Below are 11,708 nucleotides of genomic sequence, written 5' to 3'. Positions count from 1 at the left end.
GTCAGCTCTCCTTCCGGCTGCGGCGGGTGGTGGGCTGGGTGACCCGGTCCAGCATCAGCCCGAGGCAGACGATGGCGGCACCGGCGACGAGGCCGGTGGCCAGGTCGCCCTGGGCGAGGCCGAACACGACGTCGTACCCGAGGGCTCCGGAACCGACGAGTCCGCCGATGATGACCACCGCCAGGACCAGGACGACGCCCTGGTTGACGGCGAGCAGCAGGGCGGGCCTGGCCAGCGGGAGCTGGACCTGGCGCAACTGCTGGCCGCTCGTGGCACCCAGCGAGCGGGCGCACTCCATCGCGGCGGGGTCGACGCCCCGCAGTCCCTGGGTGGTGATGCGGACGACGGCGGGCAGCGCGTAGACGACGGCTGCCGCGGCGGCGGGGGCGCGGCCTACGCCGAAGAGGGCGACGACAGGAATGAGGTAGACGAACTGCGGCATGGTCTGGAACACGTCCAGGACGGGTCGCAGCAGCCGTTCGAGGCGTGCGCTGCGTGCGGCGCCGATGGCGATGGCGAAACCGAGGACCAGGGTGACCGCGACGGCGGCGAGGACCTGGCTGAGCGTGTCCATCGACGGCTCCCAGACACCGAGGACCCCGATGGCGGCCATGGCCAGCACGGCCGTCAGCGCCGTGCGCCAGGTGCCGATGGTCCAGGCGAGGGCGGCGACGACCAGCAGGACGGACCACCAGGGCAGGCCCTGCAGTCCGCCGCGCAGCGGGTTGAGGATCCAGTTGGTGAAGTGGGCGGCCCAGTCGGCGGTGCCGCCGATGACGGGGACACCGGTGTACAGGTGGTCGACCATCCAGTCCTTGGCGGTGTTGACCGGGCCGGCGATGGCCACGATCCCGCTCTCGGGCCAGATGCGGCCGCCGGTGAACCGTCCGGCGACGGCGACGGCCGCGGCGATCACCGCGGCGAGTCCCCAGCCGCGCGGTCCGCGCAGGGCCGCGGGCCCGGCGGGTTCCGCGCCGATCCTCCGGCCGGCCGCCTCGGTCGTACGGTCCAGGACGACGGCGAGCAGCACGATCGGGATGCCCGCGGCGAGCGCGGCACCGACGTCCACCGAGGACAGGGCCTGGTAGACGCGGTCGCCGAGTCCACCGGCGCCGATGATGGAGGCGATGACGGCCATCGACAGGGCCATCATGATCGTCTGGTTGAGGCCGAGGAGCAGTTCCTTGCGGGCAAGCGGCAGCCGTGCCGTCAGCAGCCGCTGCCTGCCGGTCGCGCCCAGCGAGGCCACGGCCTCCATGACACCGGCGTCGGCGCCGCGCAGACCGAGCGCGGTGAGCCGTGCCATCGGCGGAGCCGCGTAGACGACGGTCGCGAGAACCGCTCCGGGCACTCCGATGCCGAAGACCAGCACGACGGGCAGCAGGTACGCGAAGGCGGGCAGCACCTGCATGGTGTCCAGGACGGGCCGCAGGACCCGGAACGTGCGGTCCGAGAGCCCGGCGGCGAGCCCGAGGAGCATGCCGAGCACCACGGAGGCGAGCACGGCGACGATCATGAGCGCGAGCGTCTGCATGGTCGGCACCCACATGCCCAGCAGGCCGCAGACGCCGAAGCAGAGGGCGGCGGTCAGCGCGAGCCGCAGTCCGGCCACCCGCCAGGCGACGACCGCGGCGAGGGCGGTGACACCGGCCCAGCCGAGCGCGAGCAGCACCAGGTAGACGCCGCGTACGGACAGGACGACGGCGTTGCTGATGTGGCCGAAGAAGTAGAGGAACAGCGGGTGGCTGTCGCGGTTGGCGATGATCCAGTCGTTGACCTCGCCGAGCGGCGCGGTCAGGTCGACGGTCAGGGCCGCGGGCCAGACTCCCCCGCCCCACCGCGCGTGGAGCAGGGGGACGGCGACTGCGGCGATCACCAGCAGGATCAGGAGCTTGCCGAGTGCGGGGCGACCGCGCAGGGCGGCGAGGGGTCCGCTGCCCGGAGGGCTCACGGGGGCCGTGGTGGCGGCTTGGGCGGTTGCCATCAGACGCTCACCTCGTGGGCCCCCGTGCCCGCGACCACGTCGAGCAGGCAGGCATGGTCGACGACGCCGACCAGCCTGCCGTCGGCCATGACCCGTGCTGTCCGGTCACCGGAGCGGGAGACCGCCTCGATGGCCTCGAAGACGGTGGCCTCGGGGCGCAGTGCCGGGCCGTGTTCACTCTCTCCGGCGGCCGGGGGCCGCATGGCGGTGGAGACGGTGAGAACCTGTTCGCGCGGTACGTCGCGCACGAACTCGCGGACGTAGTCGTCGGCGGGCGACCCGACGATCTCCTCGGGGGTGCCGAGCTGCACGATGCCGCCGTCGCGCATCAGGGCGATGCGGGTACCCAGGCGCAGTGCCTCGCTCAGGTCGTGGGTGATGAAGACCATGGTGCGGCCTTCCTCCTTGTGCAGCCGGACGACTTCGTCCTGCATCTCCCTGCGGATCAGCGGGTCGAGAGCACTGAACGGCTCGTCGAACAGGAGGACGGACGGGTCGACGGCGAGCGCGCGGGCCAGCCCGACGCGCTGCTGCTGGCCACCGGAGAGCTGGGCCGGGCGGCGGCTCTCGAGACCGGTCAGACCGACCTTGTCCACGAGCTCGGCCGCCTTGGCCCGGCGTTCGGACTTGCCGAGGCCCTGGATCTCCAGGCCGTAGGCGACGTTGTCCAGGACGGTGCGGTGCGGCAGCAGCCCGAAGTGCTGGAAGACCATCGCGGCACGGTGGCGGCGCAGTTCGCGCAGCCGGGTGCGGTCCATGGCCAGGACGTCCTCGCCGTCGATGGCGACGGTGCCGCTGGTGGGCTCGATCAGCCGGGTCAGACAGCGTACGAGGGTGGACTTGCCGGAACCCGACAGGCCCATGACGACGAAGACCTCGCCCTTCTTCACGTCGAAGGAGACGTCGCGTACGGCGGCGGTGCAGCCGGTGCGTGTCCGCAGTTCGGCGGCGGGCAGATCCGCGTACGCACTGCCCGGTATGCGGTCGGCCTTGGGGCCGAAGACCTTCCAGAGGTCGCGGACGCTGAAAACAGGGGTACTGGCTTCGGTCATCGGACATCGCCTCCGGCGGTCTGGGCTGCTGAGAGCAGTTCGGCGCACTTCTCGCCCACCATGAGCACGCCGATCATGGGGTTCACGGCGGGCATGGTCGGGAAGACGGACGCGTCCGCGATACGGATGCCCTGCAGGCCGCGGATGCGCAGCTGGGGGTCGACCACCGCGGTGGCGTCCTCCTGGGCGCCCATCCGGCACGTTCCGGCCGGGTGGTAGACGGTGTGCGCGACCTTGCGGGCGTACTCGCTGATGTCCTCGTCGGAGGTCACCTCGGGGCCCGGGCACACCTCGCGGGTGAGCCAGTGGGCCAGCGGTTCGGTCTTCGCGATCTCGCGGGCGAGCTTGATCCCGTCGACCAGGGTGCGGCCGTCGTAGTCGTCGTCGTCCGTGAAGTACCGGAAGTCCAGGGCGGGTTTGACCTCGGGGTCGGCGCTCGTGAGGTAGAGCCGGCCGCGGCTGCGCGGCTTGGGGATGTTCGGGGTCATCGACACCCCGTGCGCGGGCCTCTCGTAGCCGAGGCGCTCCGGGTTGTCGGTGAAGGGGATCTGGTAGAAGTGGAACATCAGGTCGGGTCCCCGGGATTCGGGATCCCTGCGTACGAACAGGCCCGCGTCCGAGTCCATGGCGGAGTTCTCCGGGATGGGACCGTCGGTCTCCCAGACGATGACCGACTCCGGGTGGTCGAGCAGGTTCTCGCCGACACCGGGGAGGTCGTGGACCACGGGGATGCCGAGGTCCTTCAGGTCCTTCGCCGGTCCGACTCCGGAGTGCATGAGCAGCCGCGGGGTGTCCACCGCGCCCGCGCAGACGATGACTTCACGGGCCGCGCGCAGCAGCACCTCCTCGCCGTCCTCGGTGCGCACGTGCACGCCGGTGGCGCGGTTGCCCTCGAACTCCAGCCGGTACGCCCAGGTCTCCAGCAGGATCTCGAGGTTGGGGCGGTCACCGGCCTCGATGTGCGGGTGGAGATAGGCGACGGATGCGGACGACCGCTTGTTGTTCTCCGGGTGGTAGGCGAGGTCGAAGAAGCCGGCCCCCTCGTGGAAGGGCTTCTTGTTGAAGCTGTCGACGCGCGGGACCCCGGCCGCCGCCTGCGCCGCGTCGACGAAGTCGCGGGCGATGGCGTTCCTGTCCTTCTCGTCGACCGGCACGATGTTGTTGCGCAGCCGTGCGAAGTACGGGTCCATGGACGCCGCGTCCCAGCCCTCGGCGCCCGCCTCGGCCCACTCGTCCCAGTCACCGGGCAGCGGCTTGAAGCTGATCAGCGTGTTGTGCGAGGAGCAGCCGCCGAGGACCCGCGCCCGACTGTGCCGGATGTGGGAGTTGCCGCGCGGCTGTTCGGTCGTGGGGTAGTCGTAGTCGAGGTCGCCGCCGAGGAGTCCGAGCCAGCGGCGCAGGGTGAGGACGTCGTCGCGGTCGATGTCGGTGGGGCCGCCCTCGATGACCGTGACGGTGACCCCGGGGTCCTCGGTGAGGCGGGAGGCGATCACCGAGCCGGCGGTGCCGCCGCCGACGATCACGTAGTCGACAGGTTCGGGGCGTGCGGTGCGGGGGGACGGGGGCATCGGTCACTGCTCCTTCTGCAAGGTGCTTGCGTGTGCGTGGTGCTGCGAACAGCCGGGAGTACGTCAGGTGGACGCCGACCGGTTCAGCCCGCGAACCAGCGCTGCGGGCGCGGGTTGAGGTTCTGGTAGATGTGCTTGGCCTCGCGGTACTCCGCGAGCCCGGTGGGCCCGAGCTCACGGCCCGTGCCGGACTTGCCGAAGCCGCCCCACTCCGCCTGCGGGAGGTACGGGTGGTAGTCGTTGATCCAGACGGTGCCGTGCCGCAGCCGTCCCGCGACGCGTCGGGCACGGCCCGCGTCGGTGGTCCAGACGGCGCCCGCGAGCCCGTAGTCCGTGTCGTTGGCGAGCCGGACGGCCTCTTCCTCGGTACGGAAGGTCTCGACGGTCAGGATCGGCCCGAAGGTCTCCTCGCGGACCACCCTCATCCCCCGGTGGCAGCCGTCCAGGACGGTGGGCCGGTAGAAGTAGCCGCCGGCGGGGCGTACGTCCGAGGGTTCGGGGCGGGCACCGCCCGAGCGCACGATCGCGCCCTCCTCGCGGGCGGAGGCGACGAACGCCTCGACCTTGGCGAGTTGCTGGGCGGAGACGAGCGGGCCGCATTCGACGCCGTCCACGGTGCCGCGGCCGAGCCGGATCGCGTCGGCGCGGCGGGCGAGCTCGGTGACGAAGCGTTCGGAGACCGACTCCTGGATGATGAGCCGGCTCCCGGCGGAGCAGACCTGGCCGCTGTGGAAGAACGCCGCGTTCAGTGCCTGGTCGACGGCGGTGTCGAAGTCCTCGTCAGTGGCGCACGCGTCGGCGAAGACCACGTTGGGGTTCTTGCCGCCGAGTTCCAGGGCGACCTTCTTGACCGTGGGTGCGGCGGCCAGGGCCACCTTCGTACCGCTGGCGAGGCCGCCGGTGAAGGAGACCAGGTCCACGTCCGGGTGCTCGGAGAGCCGGGCGCCGACGGGGTCGCCAGCGCCGGTCACGAGGTTGGCCGCGCCGTCCGGCAGACCGGCCTCGGCGAGCAGCCGGACGAGGTGCACGGTCGAGAGCGGCGTGACCTCGCTGGGCTTGAGCACGAAGGTGTTGCCGGCGGCGAGCGCCGGGGCGATCTTCCAGCTGGCCTGGAGCAGCGGGTAGTTCCACGGGGCGATCAGGGCGCAGACGCCGACCGGCTCGTGGACCACGATGCTGTGGACGTCGGGGTCGCCCGCGTCGACGACCCGGCCGCCGCTCTCGTTCATCACGAGGTCGGCGAAGTAGCGGAAGGCGTTGGTCACGTCGTCGACGTCGACGCGCCCCTCCTCCAGGGTCTTGCCGGTGTCGCGGCTCTCGGTGATCGCGATCTCCTCACGGTCCCGCTGGAGGAGGTCGGCGACCCGGCGCAGCAGCCCGGCGCGCTCGGCGACGGGCCTGTGCGGCCAGGGGCCGTCGTCGAAGGCACGGCGCGCGGCGGCGACGGCCGCGTCGGTGTCGCCGGGGCCGCCCTCGGCCACGTGGGCCAGGACGGTGGCGTCGGCGGGGTCGAGGATCTCGCGCGTCGCGCCCGACGCCGCGGCCTGCCAGGCCCCGTCGATGTGGATGGTGTCCAGCACCGTCGCGGGGTGAGCCGCCGAGGGGTGAGCCGACATGTAGTGGTCTGCCTTCCGTGCCTGAATCGCTCCGCACCGGTCCGGCCGAGCACTGTTCCGCGCCGGTGCACCGGGATGGGGGCACACCAGCAGCCTGGACCCCTTTCCGGTCCGGCGAGATGTATGCCGAGAAATTCACTCTGGGTGACATGACTCACTGCCGTACCCGTGGTAACGCAGAACGGCCCGCCGCCGGCCCCTGGTGGGGGCCGGCGGCGGGCCGTCGTGCGGGAAGGCGGTGGGACCTCGTGCGAGTAGGCGGAGACCGTCGTGCGGGAGAGTGGCGGATCAGAGGACCGTCACGGCCCCCGTCCCCTCCCCCGTCGCTCCGGACTCCTCCACACTCACGCGGTACGGACGGTCGGTGTCCTCCGCCACGACGTGCACGCCCGAGGCGTCCCGTACGACGCGGTACGCCGCCGCGCGGGCACCGGTCAGGTCCGGCACGGTGACCGTCCGCTCACCGTCCCCGGAGCCGAACACCCGCAGGGTGAGGCCGTCCAGCCAGTCGCTGTCCGGGCGCTGGTCGTCGGCGCCCCACGGGAGCACCGCCCCGTCCCTGACCAGCAGGGGCAGGCTGTCGAAGCCGTGGGTCTCGTGGCGCCAGGCGGGACCGGTGATCCGTTCGCCGGTGAGCAGCGACGTCCAGGTGCCCTCGGGTACGTAGTACTCGACCTCTCCGTCCTCGGTGAAGACGGGCGCGACCAGCAGATCGGAGCCGAGCATGTACTGCCGGTCCAGGGTGCGGGAGGCCGGGTCGCCGGGGAACTCGACCAGCATGGGGCGCATCATCGGGATGCCCGTGCGATGGGCCTCGGCCGCGACCCCGTACAGGTACGGCATCAGGCGGTGCTTGAGCAGGGTGAACTTCCGCGCCACGTCGACCGCTTCCTCGCCGAACGCCCACGGCACCCGGTAGGAGACGTTGCCGTGCAGCCGGCTGTGCGAGGACAACAGGCCGAAGGCGAGCCAGCGTTTGAAGACCGCCGGGTCGGGGGTGCCCTCGAAGCCGCCGATGTCATGGCTCCAGAAGCCGAAACCGGACAGGCTCAGCGAGAGACCGCCGCGCAGCGACTCGGCCATCGCGGTGAACGAGGCGAAGCAGTCGCCGCCCCAGTGGACCGGGAACTGCTGTCCGCCCGCGGTCGCCGAGCGGGCGAAGAGCACCGCCTCGCCCGTGCCGCGCTCCTTCTCCAGGAGTTCGAAGACCGTGCGGTTGTAGAGCTGCGCGTAGTAGTTGTGCATCCGCTCGGGGTCGGAGCCGTCGTGCCAGACCACATCGGTCGGTATGCGCTCGCCGAAGTCCGTCTTGAAGCAGTCGACACCCTGGTCGAGCAGCGCGCGCAGCTTGCTGTTGTACCACTCGCGGGCTGCGGGGTTCGTGAAGTCGACCAGCGCCATGCCGGGCTGCCACAGGTCCCACTGCCAGATGTCGCCGTTGGGCCGCCGCACCAGGTAGCCCAGTTCGGCGCCCTCCGCGAACAGCACGGACTTCTGGGCGATGTACGGGTTGATCCACATGCTGATCCGCAGCCCGCGCTCCTTGAGCCTGGCCAGCATGCCCTCCGGGTCGGGGAAGACCTCGGGGTCCCAGAGGAAGTCCGACCACTGGTACTCGCGCATCCAGAAGCAGTCGAAGTGGAAGACGCTGAGCGGGATGCCACGCTCGGCCATCCCGTCGACGAACGAGGTGACGGTCTCCTCGTCGTACGACGTGCAGAACGAGGTCGTGAGCCAGAGACCGAACGACCAGGCGGGCGGCAGCGCGGGCCGACCGGTCAGGGCCGTGTAGCGAACCAGGACCTCCTTCGGGGTCGGGCCGGCGACGATGTAGTACTCCAGCGACTGGTCCTCGACGCTGAACTGCACCTGGCCGACGGACTCCGAGCCGATCTCGAAGGAGACCTTGCCGGGGTGGTTGACGAAGACGCCGTAGCCGCGCGAGGAGAGGTAGAACGGGATGTTCTTGTACGCCAGGTCGCTGCTGGTGCCGCCGTCGGCCTGCCAGATGTCGACGGTCTGCCCGTTCTTCACGTACGGCGTGAAGCGCTCACCGAGACCGTAGACGTTCTCGCCGACGCTCAGGGCGAGTTGGGCGACCATGTGGTGGGCGCCGTCGGGGGTCGTGGCGAACGCCGTGCCCTTGGGGTCGACACCGGTGAGGCGCCGGCCGTCGCCGTCGAGGAAGGTCATGCCCCAGGGGCCGTCACCGTCCATGCGCAACGTCAGCGGTCCGCTGGTGAGTTCGGTGACCGCACCGTCCCTGCGGGTGCGGGCGGCGGGCACGTTGCCGTCGCCGGGCAGGAGGGCGAAGTCGGGACCGCGCCGGGCCTTTCCGGCGTGGTGCGTGACGCGTACGCCGATGACGCCCTCGGCCGGGGAGAAGCAGTCGACGGTGATCAGAGGGGTGTTGAGCGTGTCGCCGCGTGCGGCCACCCGCTTGACCGCGGCGTACGCGGTGAACCGGTCGGCCTCGACGCGCAGATCGCGGATCTCGGTCGCGTAGGAGGCGCGGACGCCCTCACGCATGAGCCAGAAGCCGTCGGTGAACTTCATGAGGACTCCTTGCCGGGGGCACAGGGAAACGGTCGGGGGGTGGGGGCGTGCGGCACGGTCGTCACGCGGTGAACCCGAGTCCGGCGAGGCGTACGGACCCCTGCAGGGTGACGCGCACGTCGTGCACCCCGCTTGCGTCGAGCGCGGCCTCGACCGTGCGGTAGTCGTACGGTCCGGTGGTGGCGGGGACCACGATCTCCGCCGTTCGTCCGTCCACCGACACCGTGACGGATCCGGCGCCCGAGGCGGATGCGCTGATCCCCCGGACGCCGTCGCCGAAGTCACAGGCACGGAAGAGGAGTTGGCCGACGGCTTCGACGGCTGCCACGGTGTCGCCAGCCGTCTTCGTACGGTCGAGGATCTCCGTACCCTGCTGCTCGTCGTAGTCGGCGGCCTCCAGCCCGCGTTCCACGACGGGGCGCGGGCCGGAGGCCTCACCGTCGACGATCGCGGTGGCGGTGAGCCGGATGTCGGTGCTGGAGGCGCCGGCCAGGATCTCGTACGCGCCGGGCTCGACGGTCCAGCGGCCGTGCGCCACGTTCCAGTGGCCCAGTTCCTCGACGGGTACGAGGAATTCGACGCGTTCTGCGGCGCCCGCCGCGAGGTGCACCCGGCGGTGGCCCACCAGTCGGCGCAGCGGCAGGTCCGCCGGGGAGTCCGCCGCCCGGACGTAGAGCTGGGAGACCTCGTCGGCGGCGACGGCGCCGTCGTTGGTGACGGTCAGCGAGACCCGCAGCCCTTCCTCCTCCAGCGCCGTCCGCAGGGCCGAGTAGGTGAAGTCGGTGTAGGCGAGCCCGTGTCCGAACGGGTAGAGCGGGGTGCCGTCGAAGTAGAGGTAGGTCTGCCGCGAGCCGATGATGTCGTAGTCGAGCAGGCCGGGCAGATCGTCGTCGCAGGCGTACCAGGTCTGCGGGAGCCGTCCGGCCGGGGACACGTCTCCGGCGAGGATCCGGGCGAGCGCGGTGCCCGCGGCCTGGCCGCCGTGGGCGGTCCAGAGCAGGGCGGGAAGCTCTGCGTCCGCGTCGGGGACCGCGTACGGGTAGGCGGAGGTGAGGACGAGCACGGTGCGCGGGTTGGCGGCGTGCGCGGTGCGCCAGAGCCGGTCCTGCTGGGCGGGGAGGGCGAGCGTCGTACGGTCCTCGGTCTCGCGGCCGTTGATGTGGGGGTCGTTCCCGGCGACCACGACGACCGTGTCGGCGGCTGCGGCGACCCGGGCCACGGCGTCCTCACCGCGTTCGACAGTCTGGGTCTCGAAGACCGTGGCGCGGGCCGCGGGAATCTTTTCGCCGGACTCGGCAACCTTTGCGCCGTCGGCGGCGACAGTGACGTACCCACCGGTCCCGATGTGCAGAAGGCGGTGTCCGCCGTCGTGTCCCTCCACCGCTTCCCGGCGGAACGTCTCCTGGACGACCCAGCCACCCGGCTCGTCCGCGGACGCCCGTACGTAGCCGTCGTCGGCGACGGAGAGATACAGGCCCTCGTCTGTACGGAAGGTGAGTACGCCCTCGCCCCAGTCGACGAGTGCGAGCTCGGTGGCGGCCTCGCCGCAGGTCAGCGGCGGGAGGTCGGTGCGGCCGGCGAGGAGCGCGGGGTCGAGGGCGCCCTCGGCGCCACGGGCCTCTCCGTCCGTCGCCGCTACGGCCTCGGGCACCGTCAGCCAGCCCTCGGCGCACTTCAGCCGGATCCGGTCCGCGCCTTCGGCGAAGAGGACGTTCTCGGCGCCGTACCGCTCACGAAGTCCGTCGAGCGGGGTCGAACGGTGCAGGAGTGTGCCGCTGTACCAGTCGAGCTTGCAGGCGTCCGCGAGGAGCCCGACGACGGCCACGGTCCGGCCGTCACGCGGTTCGAGGGGAAGCAGCCCGTCGTTCTGGAGCAGCACGACGGACTGCTCCGCGGCCTCCAGCGCGAGAGCCCGGTGCCCGGCCGTGTCGAAGTCGGCGGCGTCCGCGTACGGGTCGATCTGGGGGTCGAACTCACCGAGCCTGAAACGCAGTTCGAGGATCCTGCGGACCGCGTTGTCGATGTCCTCCTCGTCGAGCAGGCCCTTGGCGAGCGCGTCGCGGATGCGTCCGGTCATGACGGTGGAGTCCTGGCCGTGGTCGGTGAAGCTGTCGACACCGGCCTTCAGGGAGGCGGCGGTGGCTTCCTCGTGGGTGTCGAAGTAGTGCTCGGAGTCGACCAGGTTGGAGGGCGCCCCGGCATCCGAGCAGACGACGAGCGGCAGTTCGGTCCAGCTGCGCAGCTCCTGCGCCAGGAGCGGGGAGACGTGGTTGGGGCGGCCGTTGACCAGGTTGTAGGCGGGCATGACACCGGCCACGGCACCGGCCCGGACCGCACTGCGGAAGGCCCGCAGATCGTATTCGTGCAGGACGCGCGGGCGGACCGAGGAGGAGGCGGTGTCGCGGTCGGTCTCGTTGTTGTGCGCGAGCCAGTGCTTCAGGACCGGGGCCGTGCGCCAGTAGAGGGGGTCGTCGCCCCGCAGCCCCCGGGTGTAGGCGACGGCGATCGCGGAGGTGAGCGCCGGATCCTCGGAGTACCCCTCCTCGCCGCGGCCCCACAGCGGGTGGCGCAGCAGATTCACTGTCGGGGCCCAGACGTTGAGCCCCACCCGGTCGTCCTCGGCGCGCTTGGCCCGCACCTCGTTGCCGACGGCCTCGCCGACCCGCCGGACGAGCTCGTCGTTCCAGGTCGCGCCGAGCCCGACGGCCTGCGGGAAGACCGTGGCGGGGCCCATCCAGGCGACTCCGTGCAGGGCCTCCTGCCCCGTACGGAACGGCCCGAGGCCCAGCCGCTCCACCGCGGGTGCGAACTGGTGCAGCATCGCGATCCGCTCGTCGAGCGTGAGCCGCCCGAGGAGATCGGCGGTGCGCAGGGCGAAGGTCAGCTGCGGGTCGCGGAAGGGAAGCGGATGGTCCGTCACGTGCGGGTCCCC

The 11,708-nt window shown here is 71.6% G+C and carries 6 protein-coding genes; all 6 read right to left on the bottom strand.

Going from position 1 to position 11,708, the window contains the following annotated elements:
* Position 1: 1 nt before the first annotated feature.
* Entirely contained in the window at positions 2-1,984 is a 1,983-nt protein-coding gene (locus ABZS61_RS11730) for an ABC transporter permease subunit (protein ID WP_356418106.1), read from the bottom strand.
* Positions 1,984-3,036 (bottom strand): glycine betaine/L-proline ABC transporter ATP-binding protein, encoded by a 1,053-nt coding sequence (locus ABZS61_RS11725; RefSeq protein ID WP_356418104.1) that lies wholly within the window; start codon positions 3,034-3,036, stop codon positions 1,984-1,986. Before ABZS61_RS11725 ends, ABZS61_RS11730 begins: the two co-directional genes overlap by 1 nt.
* Entirely contained in the window at positions 3,033-4,604 is a 1,572-nt protein-coding gene (locus ABZS61_RS11720; RefSeq protein WP_356418103.1) for a GMC oxidoreductase, read from the bottom strand. Before ABZS61_RS11720 ends, ABZS61_RS11725 begins: the two co-directional genes overlap by 4 nt.
* Positions 4,605-4,687: 83 nt before the next feature.
* Positions 4,688-6,220: an aldehyde dehydrogenase family protein gene (locus tag ABZS61_RS11715; protein ID WP_356418101.1), complete on the bottom strand. Its 1,533-nt coding sequence runs from the start codon at positions 6,218-6,220 to the stop codon at positions 4,688-4,690.
* Between the two features lie 288 nt (positions 6,221-6,508).
* Positions 6,509-8,776, bottom strand: a complete 2,268-nt coding sequence (gene yicI, locus ABZS61_RS11710; protein WP_356418099.1) for an alpha-xylosidase — start codon at positions 8,774-8,776, stop codon at positions 6,509-6,511.
* Between the two features lie 61 nt (positions 8,777-8,837).
* Positions 8,838-11,696: a glycoside hydrolase family 3 C-terminal domain-containing protein gene (locus ABZS61_RS11705; RefSeq protein ID WP_356418097.1), complete on the bottom strand. Its 2,859-nt coding sequence runs from the start codon at positions 11,694-11,696 to the stop codon at positions 8,838-8,840.
* Positions 11,697-11,708 lie beyond the last annotated feature (12 nt).

Source organism: Streptomyces sp. NPDC005566 (assembly GCF_040605575.1).
Lineage (GTDB): Bacteria > Actinomycetota > Actinomycetes > Streptomycetales > Streptomycetaceae > Streptomyces.
The sequence above is the reverse complement of the archived record's forward strand: the minus strand, read 5'-3'. Positions and strand labels throughout refer to the sequence as shown.

Bases quoted from the DNA above. Each gene is read 5' to 3' on its own strand.
- ABZS61_RS11720 (WP_356418103.1), bottom strand. From the start codon at position 4,604: ATGCCCCCGTCCCCCCGCACCGCACGCCCCGAACCTGTCGACTACGTG.
- ABZS61_RS11730 (WP_356418106.1), bottom strand. From the start codon at position 1,984: ATGGCAACCGCCCAAGCCGCCACCACGGCCCCCGTGAGCCCTCCGGGC.
- ABZS61_RS11725 (WP_356418104.1), bottom strand. From the start codon at position 3,036: ATGACCGAAGCCAGTACCCCTGTTTTCAGCGTCCGCGACCTCTGGAAG.
- ABZS61_RS11715 (WP_356418101.1), bottom strand. From the start codon at position 6,220: ATGTCGGCTCACCCCTCGGCGGCTCACCCCGCGACGGTGCTGGACACC.
- yicI (WP_356418099.1), bottom strand. From the start codon at position 8,776: ATGAAGTTCACCGACGGCTTCTGGCTCATGCGTGAGGGCGTCCGCGCC.